Source organism: Variovorax paradoxus (assembly GCF_029919115.1).
GTDB classification, from domain to species: domain Bacteria; phylum Pseudomonadota; class Gammaproteobacteria; order Burkholderiales; family Burkholderiaceae_C; genus Variovorax; species Variovorax paradoxus_O.
Genome location: NZ_CP123990.1, coordinates 5,393,258 through 5,408,720, shown reverse-complemented (window position 1 = coordinate 5,408,720; position 15,463 = coordinate 5,393,258). Strand labels below are relative to the sequence as shown.

Below are 15,463 nucleotides of genomic sequence, written 5' to 3'. Positions count from 1 at the left end.
TCCCTGCGTGCTTTTCGGCCCTGTGCACGGCTTGCGAGTCTGCGGGCCAGGGCGGTTGCAGGCGCTACGTTGAATGACGTATTCGCGGCGGCGCAAGTGATTTCTAAAGTACCAGCCATGGTGCTCGGGGCACCGTCCGATGCACTGCGATGGTGCGCGGTCAACTCTTTCTTTCAACCCGCCTGGAGTTCCTGATGTCGCGTGATTCCGATCTTTCTCTCGATGCCCTGGCATTGCGTCGCCGCCGTTTGCTGCAGGGCGCCGCCGCGCTGCCCGTGATGGGCCTGAGCGGCCTGAGCTTCGGCCAGTCGCAGTTCCCCACGGCCAAGGTCAACACCACCAAGCTCGCGGTGACCGACACCGAAGTGACGGTGGGGCAACTGCACTCGTCGTCGGGCACCATGGCCATTTCGGAAACCGGCTCGATCCAGGCCGAGCAGCTGGCCATCGACCAGATCAACGCGATGGGCGGCATCCTGGGCCGCAAGATCAAGGTAATCAAGGAAGACGGCGCCTCCGACTGGCCGACCTTTGCCGAGAAGTCGAAGAAGCTGTTGGTCAACGACCATTGCGCCGCGGTGTTCGGCTGCTGGACCAGCGCCTCGCGCAAGGCCGTGCTGCCGGTGTTCGAAAAAGAGAACGGCCTCTTGTACTACCCGACCTTCTACGAAGGTCTGGAGCAGAGCAAGAACGTGATCTACACGGGCCAGGAAGCCACGCAGCAGATCATCTGGGGCCTGGACTGGGGCGCGAAGGAGAAGAAGGCCAAGACCTTCTTCCTCGTCGGCTCCGACTACATCTGGCCGCGCACCTCGATGAAGATCGCGCGCAAGCACATCGAGAACTTCCAGAAGGGTTCGGTCAAGGGCGAGGAGTACTACCCGCTGGGCCACACCAACTTCAACTCGCTGATCAACAAGATCAAGGTGGCCAAGCCCGACTGCATTTTTGCCGCCGTGGTGGGCGGCTCGAACGTGGCCTTCTACAAGCAGCTCAAGGCCGCTGGCATCACGGGCGACAAGCAGTTTCTGCTGACGCTGGCCGTGACCGAAGACGAGATGACCGGCGTGGGCGGCGAAAACTTCGCGGGCTTCTATTCGTCGATGAAGTACTTCCAGTCGCTCGACAACCCGAACAACAAGAAGTTCGTGGAGGCCTTCAAGGGCAAGTACGGCAAGGACGCGGTGATCGGCGACGTCACGCAGGCTGGCTACCTGGGCCCGTGGCTCTGGAAGGCGGCAGTCGAGAAGGCCGGCAGCTTCGACGTGGACAAGGTGGTTGCGGGCTCGCCCGGCATCGAGCTGAAGACCGCACCCGAAGGCTACGTGAAGCTGGATGCGAACCACCACCTGTGGAGCAAGGCGCGCATCGGTCAGGGGCAGCTGGATGGGACGTTCAAGGTGGTGGCGGAGTCGAGCGAGCTGATCAAGCCGGATCCGTTTCCGAAGGGCTATCAGTAAACCCCTGATGACTTTCTCCCTCCCCCGCTGGGGGAGGGCAGGGGTGGGGGCAAGCGGCGCTGCCAATGGGCACGCCCTGCCTGCCCCCATCCCGACCTTCCCCCGGGAGGGGAAGGAGCCAGCAGCCAACACAGGAATCTTCCATGACTCTGTCGGACATGATGAACATCGGCCTCATGCAGGGCTTCGCGGGGCTGAGCCTCTTTGCGGTGCTCCTGCTCATGGGCCTGGGGCTCGCGATCATCTTCGGCCAGATGGGCGTCATCAACATGGCGCATGGCGAGTTCATGACCATCGGCGCCTATTCGATCTACCTGGCCGCACGCGTCACCGAAAGCCTGGCGCCGGCTTTCATGCCGTACTACTTTCCGATCGCCATCGGCCTGGCCTTCGTGTTCGCCTTCATCGTCGGATGGATCGTGGAATGGGTGCTGATTCGGCACCTGTACAAGCGGCCGCTCGACACGCTCCTGGCCACCTGGGGCGTGAGCCTGGGGCTGCAGCAGCTCTTTCGCACCTTCATTGGCCCGAAGGAAGTGAGCCCCACGCTCCCTGAATGGCTCATGGGTTCGTGGACGCCGCATGAAGGCCTCGACATTCCGATCAACGGCCTCTTCGTGCTGGCGCTCACCGCGCTGGTCACGGGCGGTGTGCTCGTCGCGCTGCACAAGAGCCGCTGGGGCCTGCGCGTGCGCGCCACCGTGGCCAACCGCACCATGGCCAATGCGACCGGCATCGACACCACGAAGACCGACCGCCTGACCTTCGCCATCGGCTGCGGCATTGCGGGCATGGCCGGTGCGGCCTTCACCACCATCGGCTCGACGGGGCCGACCTCGGGCTCGCTCTACATCGTCGATGCCTTCCTGGTCGTCACTTTCGGCGGCGCCGCCAGCCTGTTGGGCACGGTGGTTTCCGCCTTCGGCATTGCGCAGACGCAATCGATCTCGGAATTTTTCATGACCGGCTCGATGGCCAAGGTGCTGACGCTGTCGCTGATCGTGCTGATTCTGATGATGCGTCCTCAAGGGCTCTTTGCCGTGAAGGTGCGTCGTTGATGAACCCGAACCCTTCCTGGAGAACGTTCCGATGATGAATTTCATCAAGGCCTCGATCCTGCGCTACCAGCTGGGCAGCCTCTTGCTGCTGGTGTTGCTGCTGGCGGTGGTGCTGCCGCTGTCGCTCGACATCTTTCGCCTGAACCTGGTGGGCAAGTACCTCACCTACGCCTTCGTCGCCGTTGGCCTTGTGATGGTGTGGGGCTACGGCGGCGTGCTCAGCCTGGGGCAGGGCGTGTTCTTCGGCATCGGCGGCTATGCGATGGCGATGTTTCTGAAGCTTGAAGCCTCTGACCCCATCACGACCAAGATCCAGTCGACGCCGGGTATTCCGGACTTCATGGATTGGAACCAGATCACCGAACTGCCCGTGCTGTGGCTGCCGTTCAAGAGCTTGCCGCTGAGCCTGGCGCTGGTGGTGCTGGCGCCGATGGCGCTGGCGTGGCTCGTGAGCTTTGCGATGTTCAAGCGCCGCGTGGGCGGCGTGTACTTTGCCATCATCACCCAGGCGGTGGCGCTGATCTGCACCGTGCTCATCATCGGCCAGCAGGGCTACACGGGCGGCGTCAACGGCATGACCGACCTGAAGACGATGCTGGGCTGGGACACGCGCACCGACGGCGCCAAGTACATCCTCTACTACGTGTGCGTCGGCCTTCTGGTCGCGAGCATCGTGCTGTGCCGCTGGATCCAGACCAGCAAGCTCGGCACGCTGCTGCTCGCCATGCGCGACAAGGAAGACCGCGTGCGCTTCTCGGGCTACGACGTGTCGAACTTCAAGGTCTTCATCTTCTGCCTTGCGGCCGGCCTCTCGGGCATTGGCGGTGCAATGTTCGCGTTGCAGGTGGGCTTCATGTCGCCGAGCTTCGTGGGCATCGTGCCTTCCATCGAGATGGTGATCTTCTGCGCAGTCGGCGGCCGCATGAGCCTGGTGGGCGCGGTGTACGGCGCATTGCTGGTGAATGCGGGCAAGACGCTGTTCTCCGAGAGCTTTCCGGACCTGTGGCTGTTCCTGATGGCCGGGCTCTTCATCGGCGTGACGATGGCGTTCCCGATGGGCCTGGCGGGCCTGTGGGACGAAAAGATCAGGCCCTGGTGGAAGGGCCGCCGCCAGGCACTGCGCGAGGCCGCAGTAAAGCCGCCAGCCGCAACCGTAGCTGCGCAATCTCCCGCACCACAGACCGAACCCGCATTGCCGGACGGCATCGGCAGCCAACGCGCCTGAACCTGGAGCCCATCGCATGAGCAACACCGACTTCGCGCTCGCCGTGGAAGACCTCACCGTCTCCTTCGACGGCTTCAAGGCCATCGACGACCTGACGCTCTACATCGACAAGAACGAACTGCGCGTGATCATCGGCCCCAATGGCGCCGGCAAGACGACGCTGCTCGACCTGATCTGCGGCAAAACGCGGGCAAGCGGCGGCAGCATCAAGTTCAAGAATACCGAGCTCACAAAAATGGCGGAGCACAAGCGCGTGCGGCTGGGCATCGGGCGCAAGTTCCAGACACCATCGATCTACGAGAACCTGAGCGTCTTCCAGAACCTGGAAGTGTCTTTTCCGAAGGGGCGTTCCGTGCTCGGTGCGCTGGCCTTCAAATGCGACGACGAGGTCAAGGCCAAGGTACAAGCGGTGGCCGAGGATATCGGCCTGGCCGACAAGCTTCGCACGGAAGCGGGCCTGCTCAGTCACGGGCAGAAGCAGTGGCTGGAGATCGGCATGCTGCTGATGCAGGAGCCCGAGTTGCTGATGCTCGACGAGCCCATTGCAGGCATGAGCGCGAGAGAGCGCGAACTCACGGCCGACCTGCTCAAGCGAATTTGCCAGAACCGCGCGGTGATCGTCATCGAGCACGACATGGCGTTCGTGAAGCAGATTGCGCACAAGGTGACGGTGATGCACCAGGGAAAGATCCTGGCCGAGGGGCCGATGGAGAAGGTGCAGGCGGATCCGAAGGTCATCGACGTTTATCTGGGGCACTGATGGCTTGCTGTTCTGTTCGCCGCGTTGTGCGTTTGGTGCTTTGTTCGGGGCGATGCGGTTCAGGGTGCGCACCCGCCGACGGGGTACCTTTCTCCGCGAATGTCCCCCGGCCTGCGGCCTCCTCCTTTACCGGGGGACATTCGCGGAGGGGAGTACCCGGTGGCCTTTGCACAAGCCCTGAACAACAGCGCCAACAACAACAGCGCCAACAACAAACACCCCAGGAAGTGACATGAGCAACATCATGCTGAAGGTCGATGACCTGCACGCAGCCTACGGCCAGAGCGAAGCCCTGCACGGCATCTCCTTCGAAGGCCATGCCAACGAAACAATAGCCATCATGGGCCGCAACGGCATGGGCAAGACCACGCTGTTCAAGAGCCTCATGGGTGTGCTGCCACTGAAGAGTGGGCGCATCGAAGTGGCGGGGCAGGACGTGTCGCGCGACGAAAGCTTCAAGCGCGTGGCCAAGGGCATTGCCTACGTGCCGCAGGGTCGCATGATCTTTCCGACCCTCACGGTGGAAGAGAACATCCAGACCGGTCTCGAGAACTCGAAGACAAAGCGCATCCCAGAAGAAATCTACGCGCTGTTCCCCGTGCTGTGGGACATGAAGCGCCGCAAGGGCGGCAACCTCTCCGGCGGCCAGCAACAGCAGCTTGCCATTGCGCGCGCCCTCGTTACCGACCCCAAGGTCTTGCTGCTCGACGAGCCCACAGAGGGTATCCAGCCTTCGATCATCAAGGACATTGCCAAGGCCCTCAACGAAATTCGCAAGCTGCGCGGAATCACCATTGTGGTGTCCGAACAGGTGCTGAGCTTTGCGATGGACGTGGCCGACCGGCTCTTCGTGATCGAGGGCGGGCGGCTTGTGCATGAGACCGCGCGCGACAAGACCGATGTGGACCACATCAAGGCATATCTCTCTGTTTAACCACAACCCAGGAGCCACCGCAAATGACGGACACGCTGATCAAGGTCGACCTGACCAAGCCGCCCACCGAGAACGAGATGATCCACAACCGCTGGCACCCGGACATTCCGATGGCCTGCTGGGTCAACCCGGGTGACGATTTCATTCTTGAGACCTTCGACTGGACCGGCGGCTTCATCAAGAACAACGACAGCGCCGACGACGTGCGCGACATCGACCTGAGCACCGTGCACTACCTTTCGGGCCCCGTGGGCGTGAAGGGCGCCGAGCCCGGCGACCTGCTGGTGGTCGACCTGCTCGACATTGGTGCCAAGCAGGACAGCCTCTGGGGCTTCAACGGATTTTTCTCGAAGAAGAACGGTGGCGGCTTTCTGACCGATCATTTTCCCGAAGCGCAGAAATCCATCTGGGACTTCAAGGGCATGTTCACCAGCTCACGCCATGTGCCCGGCGTCAACTTTGCGGGCCTCATCCATCCCGGCCTGATCGGCTGCCTGCCCGACAAGCCCATGCTCGACATGTGGAACGAGCGCGAAGGCAAGCTCATTGCCACCGACCCTGACCGCGTGCCCGGCCTTGCCAACCCGCCGTTCGCAGGCACCGCGCACATGGGCAAGATGACAGGCGATGCCCGTGCCAAGGCCGCGGCCGAAGGCGCGCGCACTGTGCCACCGCGCGAGCACGGCGGCAACTGCGACATCAAGGATTTGTCGCGTGGCTCCAAGGTCTTCTTCCCCGTGTATGTGGACGGTGCGGGCCTCAGTGTGGGCGACCTGCACTTCAGCCAGGGCGACGGCGAGATCACGTTTTGCGGCGCCATCGAAATGGCTGGCTGGGTGCACATGAAGGTCACGCTCATCAAGGGCGGCATGGCCAAGTACGGCATCAAGAACCCGATCTTCAAGCCGAGCGTGATCACGCCGCAGTACAACGACTATCTCATCTTCGAGGGCATCTCCGTCGACGAGGCCGGCAAGCAGTACTACCTGGACGTGAACGTGGCCTACCGGCAGGCTTGCCTGAACGCCATCGAGTACCTGAAGAAGTTCGGCTACTCGGGGGCGCAGGCGTATTCGATCCTGGGCACCGCGCCCGTGCAGGGACACATCAGCGGCGTGGTCGACGTGCCCAACTCTTGCGCCACGCTGTGGCTGCCTACGCAGATCTTCGACTTCGACATCAACCCGAATGCGGCGGGTCCGGTGAAGATGATCGACGGCAGCATCGACATGCCGCTCTCGCACGACCTGGTCTGACGCGCCCCATGCCTACCTACGACTATGCCTGCGGCCAGTGCGGCGGATTCGAGGCGCTGCGGCCTTCGGGCCAACGCGACGAGCCTGCCGGGTGCCCGGACTGCGGATGCGCATCGCGGCGCGTGCTTTCGGCCGCCCCGCGGCTCGCGCTGATGGCATCGGGTACGCGCCGCGCCATGGAGACCAACGAGCGTGCGCGGCATGAGCCGGGCAGCTCGCGCGACTACGCGCGCTTCAAGCACCCGGCGGGCTGCGGATGCTGCTCGGCCTCATCGAAGCGCAGCGCGACAATGACGGCGCCCAACGGCGCCAAGTCGGCGCCTTCGAAGCGGCCGTGGATGATTTCGCACTAACGCCAAACCAGGGTCGAGCTAGCGCCGGCCTAACGCCGAGCTAACTCTGCAGCCTGCGCGGCGCCTTGGCAGCCGGGGCGATTGTTTCAATCCCGTGAACGCCGTGATTCATTTTGCGGCGTTTTTTTATGGGTGTTCGGGATCAAACTTCATCTCACCAACCAACCCATTAGGAGATTGAAATGAATGCCTCGAAGATCCTCGCTGCCGCTGCTCTCTCGCTCCTGGCTGCCGCCGGTGCGCACGCAGAAACCTATGAAGGCGTGCTGACCGTGAACTCGGGCGTGTCGCGCTCCGAAGTTGCTCCGCAAGCCGTTGCCGCCGCTCGCGCCGGCAACGAATACAGCGAAGGCGCCAGCGCCGGCGCACAAGCCTTCACCTCGACCGCCGACCGCTCGGTGATCCAGGCCGAAGCTGTTGCCAAGGCGCATGACCCGCTGGCAAGCCTCGACCGCCGCGCTTTCTACCGTGACGAAGTGCCGCAAGCCTACAAGAAGCCCAGCGTGTCGTTCACGCGCCAAGCTGGCCTGTAAGCCGATCCCTCGCCGATCAGCGCAATGAAGAACGGGCCCTCGATGGGCCCGTTTTCCGTTGCTGCAAAAAGCCGGCGGAGCCGCTGCGCGGTATGCATCACTCCCGCGTCAGCGCAAAGGTCTTTCGTATGCCACCGGTGGCCGAAGGCGCGACCCAGAGGTCGAACTCGCCGGGTTCGACGGTCGGCTTCATGTCGCGGCCGATGAACTGCAGGTCTTCCGCACCGAGCGTGAACTCGACCACTTTCGATGCGCCGGGCTCGATGCGCACCTTTTGGAAGTTCTTGAGTTCGCGCACCGGCCGCGTCACGCTCGCGGCGCGTTCGGCGGTATACAGCTGCACGACTTCCTCGGCCTCGCGCTGGCCGGTATTGGTTATGGTGGCGCGCACGCGCAAGCTGCTGCCAAGCGGCAGCCTGTCGCGGCTGAGTTCGACGCTGTCGTAGCGCACCGGCGCATAGCCGATGCCGTATCCGAAGGGGTAGAGCGCTTGGTTCGTGGTATCCACATACCGGGTCTTGAAAGCCATGGCCTGGTCGTTGTCGGGCAACGGCCGGCCGGTGCGCTTCTGCCCATAGTAGAAGGGCACCTGCCCCGAGGTTTGCGGAAAGCTCACCGGCAATCGGCCCGACGGATTGAAGTCGCCGAACATCACGTCCGCAATGGCGGAGCCCGTCTGCACGCCCAGAAACCAGGTGACAAGAATCGCGTCGGCGTTGCGCACCGCGCCCCGCAGCGCCATCGCGCGGCCGTTGCTCAGCAGCACCACCACGGGCTTGCCTGCGGCGGCCACCGCCTCAGCCAAGTCTTGCTGCGCCTGCGGAATGCCGATGTCGGTGCGCGAACGGGCCTCGCCCGACATGAGCTGGCCCTCGCCGACGGCGAGCACCACCACATCGGCATCGCGCGCGGCGGCCACCGCGGCCTCGATGCCGCCCGCCAGCGGCGTATCGATGCCCGAGCCGCGCACCACCGTCAGCGCGCCGGGGTCGCGCAGCGCGGCACGCAGGCCGTCTTCGATGCCCACCGGCGCCGACTGGCCGGGGAACAGGCTCCAGGCGCCGAGCAGGTCTTGCGTGCCCGAGCCGAAGGGCCCGATCAGCGCAATCTTCTTGCCGGACTTGGGCAGCGGTAGAACTGAGCGCTGATTCTTCAGCATCACGATGGAACGGCGTGCATCCTCGCGTGCCAGCGCAATGTGTTCGGGGTTTTCGGCGCGGGCTTGCGGCGGCGGGCCATCGAGCCCGCGAAACGGATGGTCGAACAAGCCGAGCTTCTGCTTGACCCACAGCACGCGGCGCACCGCGTCGTCCAGCCGCGCCATCGGCACTTCGCCCGAGGCCACGAGCTCGGGAAGGTAGCGCATGTAGAGGCCGCTCTGCATGCTGACATCGGTGCCGGCCAGGAACGACTGCTTGGCGGCTTCGCGGCCATTCGCGGCGTAGCCGTGGGCAATCAGCTCCTCGTCGGCGGTGTAGTCCGAAACCACGAAGCCCTTGAACTTCCACTCGTCGCGCAGCACGCCGGTCAGCAGCGCGGGGTTGGCAATCGACGGAATGCCCGAGATCTCATTGAACGCACTCATCACCGAGAGCGCGCCCGCGTCGAGCGCGGCGCGGAATGGCGGCAGGTACACCTGGCGCAGCGTGCGTTCGGAAATGTCGGTGGCTGCGTAGTCGAGTCCGCCCTCGGCCGCACCATAGGCCGCAAAGTGCTTGGGCGTGGCCAGCAATGCGTCGCCGCGCGAAAGGTCGTTGCCCTGGAAGCCGCGCACGCGCGCCGCCGCGAACAGGTTGGCCAGGTACACGTCTTCGCCCGCGCCTTCGATGCCGCGGCCCCAGCGCGCATCGCGTGCAATGTCGACCATGGGTGCAAAGGTCCAGCGAAAGCCGTCGGCGCTGGCTTCCACCGCGGCTGCGCGGGCGGTGCGCTCGGCAAGCTCGGGCTCCCAGCTTGCGGCTTCTGCCAGGGGCATGGGGAAGATGGTACGAAAGCCGTGGATCACGTCGGCGCCGTAGAGCAGCGGAATGCCCAGGCGCGATTCGCGCACGGCCACCTCTTGCAGCACGCGCTTGCGCTCCAGCCCCTGGTTGTTGAACAGGCCCGTGAGCCGGCCGGCGCGCACGTCGTCTATCTCTTGCTGCGCATTGCGTTGCGCGGCCTGGGGGTTGCCGGGAATGTTGGTGTCGGCGGGGCCGTAGAGGCTGAGCTGGCCTACTTTCTCTTCGACCGTCATGCGGGCAACCAGCGAATCGATCCGCGCGTCGGCGCCTTGTGACCCTGCGGGAGGGATTGCAAGGGCTCTCTGGGAGACGGGAGTGACGGCGGAAACGGGGGAGAGAAAACAGGCCAGGCCCAGCAGGGCCGCCATGGCGGGGGTACGAGCGTGCATGGCCTGCCATTCTCGTGCCAAAGCCTGACCGCACGGAACGGTCGGTCTTTGGAGCTGTTACACGTGGTTTGCCGACCGTTGCTAGTCGGCCCGGCGGTCAGTCGCCGCCCAGTTGCAAGCGGCTGGGCAGGCGTTTTTCAATCGCGAATTTCAGCAGCGCCGCCGAGCGGAAGATGCCGTGCGCGAACTTTCCGTAGGGCAGCGTCAGGAAGAGCGCCATGACCACGCCCAGGTGCACCGCGAGCAGCAGCGCCATGAAGGCGGTGTCGCGCCAGGCGAGCAGCGCAAGGCCCGTCAGGCTGGTGAGCAGCAGCAGCGCGATGAAGCCGCGGTCCATCGGCCGCTGCGCAATGTCGCCGTGCGCGGCATTGCGCCGCAGGTTCGTCCACAGCAACCCGACCGGGCCTATGACCAGGCCGATGCCGCCGGCAGTGCCCAGCAGCACCGGCAGGCTGGTCAACGCATAGGGCGCTTGCAGGCCGAGCAGGTAATGGTAGAGCGTTGCCACGCAGGTGGAGGCAAAGCACAGCATGAAGCCGTAGAAGGTGAAGTGGTGAAAGCGCCTGCGCCAGAGAGTGAAGCGGTCGTCCTCGTTGTTGCAGCCCTGGCCGTGGCCGCCGTCCAGGTACTTGAGCCGCAGCACGTCGTGCGCGGCTTCGGCGCTGGCTGCGGTGCGCACGTCGGCCACTTCGGCGGGCGCGCTTTCCTGTGCCGGTGACACCTCGCGCCAGAACCGGCGCGTGCCCATGCCCAGCGCGAACACCACCAGGCCGAACACCGCGCCGAACACCAGCGCCAGGAAGTTGTGCGGAAAGATCGCGTAGAAATTGCCCGCGAGCGGCTCATGGAACAGCGATCCCGTCATCGCCACGGCCAGCACCAGAAACAGCGCGAGGCCGGCGGCCAGTGCGAGCGCCACGGTGAGGCCGGCCTTCTTGTAGAGCGCGCCCATCGCGGGCGGCCACGCGTAGTCGTGGTACGTCTGCATGCGCACCTGAGCCATGGCCTGCGGCACGTTCACCGCAAACTCGTGCGGCGGCGCATATTGGCAGGCATGCAGGCAGGAGCCGCAGTTGTGGCACAGGTTGGCCAGGTAGTGCGTGTCGGCCTTGCCGAACTCGAGCCGCCGCGTCATTGCGGGAAATACGGCGCAGAAGCCTTCGCAATAGCGGCAGGCGTTGCAGATCTGCAGGATGCGCGCCACCTCGCCCTCGCTCGCAGTCAGGGGCAGGGCGGGGCGGATCGGATTCACCCGCGGCGAGGCGCTGCCTATGCCGTCTGCATCCGCACGGGCACGCGCGACGAGGTCAGTGAGCTGCTGCAAGGGCGGCCTCCGGGGAATTCTTCGAAAGGTTCTTTGCCGCGTGCGCAGCCTGCGTGCCGGCAATGCGCCCGAAGGCCGTGCCGATGCTCATGCCCACGCCGGCGGTGTAGCCCTTGCCCAGCACATTGCCGGCCATCATTTCTCCGGCCACAAAGAGATTGGGGCTGGGCCGGCCGCCGAAGCGCACCGCGGCCGTTTCGTCCACCTTCAGGCCCAGGTAGGTGAAGGTGATGCCGGGCCGCACCGGGTACGCGTAAAAGGGCGCCGTGTCGATAGGGCGCGCCCAGTGCGTCTTGGCCGGTGCAACGCCTTCGGTGTGGCAGTCGTCCAAGGCCGTGTGGTCGAAGCGCCCGACGCGGCAGGCGGCGTTGTAGTCCTGCACGGTGCGAACGAACGCGGTTTCGTCGAGACCGATCTTCTGCGCCAGCTCGCCGAGCGTGTTCGCCTGCGTGCCGGTGAACACCGGCGGCATGAAGCGCCCGACAGCCTTCTGGTCGATGACCGACCACGCGATCTGCCCCGGCTGCTGCGCCACGAGCCGGCCCCAGATGGCATAGCGCTTGGGCCAGAAGTCTTCGCCCTCGTCGTAGAAGCGCTGCGCCTCGCGGTTGACCACCACACCGAGCGACACGCAGTCGATGCGCGTGCAGATGCCGCCGTCGTACAGCGGCGCGCGCGCATCGATGGCCACCATGTGGCCTTGCGACGGGTCGCCGATGCTGTCGGCACCGGCTTCGATCATGTGCTTGAGCAGCACGCCCTGGTTGAAGCGCGTGCCGCGAATCAGGAAGTTGTCGGCCGGCCATTCGCCGCGCTCGTTCTGGCCCCAGGCTTCGCGCAGCCATTCGCGGTTCGACTCGAAGCCGCCTGAGGCCAGCACGCAGCTCTTGCCTTGAATGCGCTCCCCGGCTTCGGTGCGCACGGCCACGAAGCGGTCGCCGTCAAGCTCCACCGAGGCCACGGGCGTGTCGTAGCGGATCTGCACGCCCAGCCGTTCGGCGCTGCGGAAATAGGCGTTCACCAACGCCTTGCCGCCGCCCATGAAGAATGCATTGGTACGCGCCACGTGCAGCGCACCCGAAAGCGGCGGCTGAAAGTGCACGCCGTGGCTGCGCATCCAGTCGCGGCAACTGGATGAGGCGCGAATCACCAGGCGCGCCAAGTGCTCGTCGGTGAGGCCGCCGGTCACCTTCAGCAGGTCTTGCCAGTATTCCTCTTCAGGGTAGGCGTCGATCAGCACGTCCTGCGGTGCGTCGTGCATGCAGCGCAGGTTGCGGGTGTGCTGCGAATTGCCGCCGCGCCATTCCTTGGGCGAGGCTTCGAGCAGCAGCACCGAAGCGCCGGCCTCGCGCGCCATCAGCGCGGCGCACAGCGCGGCATTGCCGCCGCCGACAACCAGAACATCTGTCACTCGTGGGTCTCCTTGGAATACAGGAGACTTTAGGCGGCGCGGCCTTCACGCGAAAGGCCGAAAGAGGCAACGGGTGTTCAGTTTTCGAGAAGACTGGCGCCAGTCCAGCGGCCTTCGCGCACCAGGGCGCGGGCGGTGTCGGCAAGCACCACGCGTGCGGCGAGCGCGGCGGGAGAAAGCTCGTCGTCAGAGAGGCTGACGAGCAGGTTGCGGCGGCCCACATGCGCATCGCTGATCTGCGTGAGTTGCAAGTCGTCGCGGTCGTGCCGGGCGGTGGCGGCACCGGGTTGGATGGTCGCGCCGTGGCCTGCGCGCACGGCGTCCATCAGCAGCGCGAGGCCGTCCACCTCGGCCACGATGCGCGGCTGAATCCGCGCTCGCGCGAAGGCGGCCATCAGCGTTGCGCGGAGACCATGGCTGCCGCTGGGCAGGATGAGTGGCACGTCGGCCAGTTGCGACAGGCGCACCTTGGTGCCCGTGGGGCGCCCGTCCAGCGTCGGCGATGCGATCACGAACAGCTTTTCCGCCAGCAGCGGCAGCACGCTCCAGCGCCGCGGCGTGTCGGTCTGGAACAGCACCGCCAGGTCGAGCTGGCGCGCATGCAGCATGGTGGTGAGGTGGCCCGAGAGCGCCTCGACCATGTGCAGCCGCACCTCGGGGTAGCGCTCCTGCATGGCGCGCATCAGCGGCACGCCGAGCACGGTGGCCGTGGTGGGCGCGAGGCCCACGCTCACGTGGCCTGACAGGCGCGCCTGCTGCGCCGCGCGCACGGCGTCGTCGGCATGCCGCAGCGTGAGCTGCGCCTGGTGCAAGAAGGCCAGGCCGGCATCGGTGGGCACCGCGCCGGTCGAGCTGCGCTGCAGCAGCCGCGTCGAAAGCTCGCTCTCGAGCCGGCTGATCTGCTGGCTGAGCGCCGACGTGACCACGCCCAGCTCGACGGCCGCGCGGCCCATGCTGTGGAGTTCGCAGACCTTGACGAAGTAACGCAGTTGCCTCAGTTCCATGCCCGCATCATCGCGCAGGCACGGCCTCCGGTTGCGGCTTGCGCAGCAACAACCAGCCGAACAGCGGGGCGGTGATGTACATCACCACCGAATAGATCGCGGCCGGCAGCGCGAGCTGAAAGCTGCCCAGCACGCTCACCGCGATGAAGATGGCCAAAGTGGAGTTGTGGATGCCGATCTCGTAGCTGATGGCCGTGGCCAGCGGCTTGTCCAGGCCCGCGGCGCGGCTCAGGTAGTAGCCCGCGAGCAGGCTCAGCAGATTGAACAGCAGCACCGGCAGGCCGATTTCCGCGAAGGTTGCGGTGATGGTCTTCCATTCGTTGGCGATGGCCAGCACCGTGACCACCGCAAGCACCACCGCGCTGAAGATCTTGGTGGGCTTTTCCATTCGCGCCGCGAAGCCGGGCTTGCGCGAGGCCACGAACATGCCGATGGCCACCGGCACCAGCACGATGGCGATCACCTCCACCAGCTTGCGCGTTTGCAGCGGCACCACCTGGCCGCCCTGCGCGAAATGATTGATGGCCCAGTTGGCGATGAGCGGCAGCGTGACGATCGACAGCAGCGTGTTCACGGCCGTGAGCGAGATGTTCATGGCCACGTTGCCACCGAACAGGTGCGAGAACAGGTTGGCCGAAATGCCGCCCGGCGAAGCCGCGAGCAGCATGAGCCCGATGGCGAACACCGGCGACAGGCCGAAGCCGACGATGATGGCGTAGCAGGCCAGCGGCAGGCCGACAACCTGCAGCGCGAGCGCAATGGTCACCGCCTTGGGGTGCTTGAAAAGCCGCCGAAAGTCTTCCAGCGAGAGCGAAAGCCCGAGCCCGAACATCACCAGCGCCAGTGCGCCGAACAGAAACCGGGTCACGATGAGCGTAGCGTCCATGCCTTGTTGTCTCCTCTTTCTGGTTCTTCTAAAAAAATGGCTGCCGGCACCTGTCGCGCAGGCACTGGCAGCCGTGCAAACCGGAATCGGCGCGTCTTATTGCTTGTAGCTGTCGTCGATGCGGTCGAGCTTGCGAATGAGCGACGGCCAGACGAATTGCCCGCCCAGGCCGCCCGTCTGCACCTTCATCGCCTGGCCCACGCCTTCGACGATCTTCGGGTTCACCTGCGTCAGTTCGCCGCCGCCCGACTGCGCTGCAATCTGGATCTGGCAGGTGTTCTCGAAGGTGTACATCGAAAGGAACGCGTCTGCAATGGTCTTGCCGCAAGTGAGCAGGCCGTGGTTGCGCAGCATCAGGAAATTGGCGTTGCCCATGTCGGCCTGCAGGCGCGGCTTTTCGTCATCGCGGAAGGCCACGCCTTCGTAGTCGTGATAGGCCAGCGAGGCCAGCACGAAGGTCGATTGCTGGCTGATGGGCAGCACGCCGTTCTTCTGCGCGCTCACGGCAATGCCGGCCTTGGTGTGGGTGTGCAGCACGCACTGGATGTCTTCGCGCGCGGCATGCACGGCGCTGTGGATCACGAAGCCGGCCGGGTTGACGGGGTAGGGCGACTCGATGATCTTGTTGCACTGCTGGTCGACCTTGACCAGGCTGGACGCGGTGATCTCGTCGAACATCAGGCCGTAGGGGTTGATGAGGAAGTGGTGCTCGGGCCCCGGAATGCGCGCGCTGATGTGCGTGAACACCAGGTCGCTCCAGCCGTAGAGCGCCACCAGGCGGTAGCACGCGGCAAGGTCGACGCGCAGCTGCCACTCTTCGGCGGACACGAGCTTCTGGATTTCGGATTGGGAGTTTGCGTTCATGGG

Annotated in this window: 14 protein-coding genes; 8 read left to right on the top strand and 6 right to left on the bottom strand. The window is 65.0% G+C overall.

Features of this window, described 5'->3' with window-relative positions; translation table 11 throughout:
• The first annotated feature begins 194 nt into the window (after nt 1-194).
• The 8 genes from urtA (at nt 195) to QHG62_RS25855 (ending at nt 7,579) form a co-directional block, all read left to right on the top strand.
• Nucleotides 195-1,460 (top strand): urea ABC transporter substrate-binding protein, encoded by a 1,266-nt coding sequence (gene urtA / locus QHG62_RS25890; protein WP_281148448.1) that lies wholly within the window; start codon nt 195-197, stop codon nt 1,458-1,460.
• Nucleotides 1,461-1,603: 143 nt separating this feature from the next.
• Nucleotides 1,604-2,518 carry an urea ABC transporter permease subunit UrtB gene (gene urtB / locus QHG62_RS25885; RefSeq protein ID WP_281148447.1) on the top strand — a complete coding sequence of 305 codons (915 nt, stop codon included), beginning with the start codon at nt 1,604-1,606 and terminating at the stop codon, nt 2,516-2,518.
• A gap of 34 nt (nt 2,519-2,552) precedes the next feature.
• Nucleotides 2,553-3,743 carry an urea ABC transporter permease subunit UrtC gene (urtC, locus tag QHG62_RS25880; RefSeq protein ID WP_281151821.1) on the top strand — a complete coding sequence of 397 codons (1,191 nt, stop codon included), beginning with the start codon at nt 2,553-2,555 and terminating at the stop codon, nt 3,741-3,743.
• Between the two features lie 16 nt (nt 3,744-3,759).
• Nucleotides 3,760-4,503: an urea ABC transporter ATP-binding protein UrtD gene (gene urtD, locus QHG62_RS25875; protein ID WP_157614443.1), complete on the top strand. Its 744-nt coding sequence runs from the start codon at nt 3,760-3,762 to the stop codon at nt 4,501-4,503.
• Nucleotides 4,504-4,747: 244 nt separating this feature from the next.
• Entirely contained in the window at nt 4,748-5,437 is a 690-nt protein-coding gene (urtE, locus tag QHG62_RS25870; RefSeq protein ID WP_281151820.1) for an urea ABC transporter ATP-binding subunit UrtE, read from the top strand.
• 23 nt (nt 5,438-5,460) lie between these two features.
• On the top strand, nt 5,461-6,693 hold the full coding sequence (gene fmdA / locus QHG62_RS25865) for a formamidase (protein WP_281148446.1): 1,233 nt from the start codon (nt 5,461-5,463) through the stop codon (nt 6,691-6,693).
• An 8-nt stretch (nt 6,694-6,701) separates the two neighbouring features.
• A complete protein-coding gene (locus QHG62_RS25860; protein ID WP_281148445.1) occupies nt 6,702-7,046 on the top strand; it encodes an FmdB family zinc ribbon protein in 345 nt (114 codons plus the stop codon).
• Between the two features lie 182 nt (nt 7,047-7,228).
• Nucleotides 7,229-7,579, top strand: coding sequence for an alpha/beta hydrolase (locus tag QHG62_RS25855; protein ID WP_126746930.1), 351 nt, complete (start codon nt 7,229-7,231; stop codon nt 7,577-7,579).
• Nucleotides 7,580-7,676: 97 nt separating this feature from the next.
• Here QHG62_RS25855 and QHG62_RS25850 read toward each other — a convergent pair whose 3' ends face one another.
• The 6 genes from QHG62_RS25850 to QHG62_RS25825 form a co-directional block, all read right to left on the bottom strand.
• Nucleotides 7,677-9,971 (bottom strand): glycoside hydrolase family 3 N-terminal domain-containing protein, encoded by a 2,295-nt coding sequence (locus tag QHG62_RS25850; RefSeq protein WP_281148444.1) that lies wholly within the window; start codon nt 9,969-9,971, stop codon nt 7,677-7,679.
• A 97-nt stretch (nt 9,972-10,068) separates the two neighbouring features.
• A complete protein-coding gene (tcuB, locus tag QHG62_RS25845) occupies nt 10,069-11,295 on the bottom strand; it encodes a tricarballylate utilization 4Fe-4S protein TcuB (RefSeq protein WP_281148443.1) in 1,227 nt (408 codons plus the stop codon).
• Nucleotides 11,279-12,706, bottom strand: a complete 1,428-nt coding sequence (tcuA, locus tag QHG62_RS25840) for an FAD-dependent tricarballylate dehydrogenase TcuA (protein ID WP_281148442.1) — start codon at nt 12,704-12,706, stop codon at nt 11,279-11,281. The genes tcuB and tcuA overlap by 17 nt, the downstream gene beginning before the upstream one ends.
• A gap of 77 nt (nt 12,707-12,783) precedes the next feature.
• On the bottom strand, nt 12,784-13,710 hold the full coding sequence (locus tag QHG62_RS25835; RefSeq protein ID WP_281148441.1) for a LysR family transcriptional regulator: 927 nt from the start codon (nt 13,708-13,710) through the stop codon (nt 12,784-12,786).
• Between the two features lie 7 nt (nt 13,711-13,717).
• A complete protein-coding gene (locus QHG62_RS25830) occupies nt 13,718-14,596 on the bottom strand; it encodes a bile acid:sodium symporter family protein (protein ID WP_281148440.1) in 879 nt (292 codons plus the stop codon).
• A gap of 96 nt (nt 14,597-14,692) precedes the next feature.
• On the bottom strand, nt 14,693-15,460 hold the full coding sequence (locus QHG62_RS25825; RefSeq protein WP_157614430.1) for a class II aldolase/adducin family protein: 768 nt from the start codon (nt 15,458-15,460) through the stop codon (nt 14,693-14,695).
• Nucleotides 15,461-15,463 lie beyond the last annotated feature (3 nt).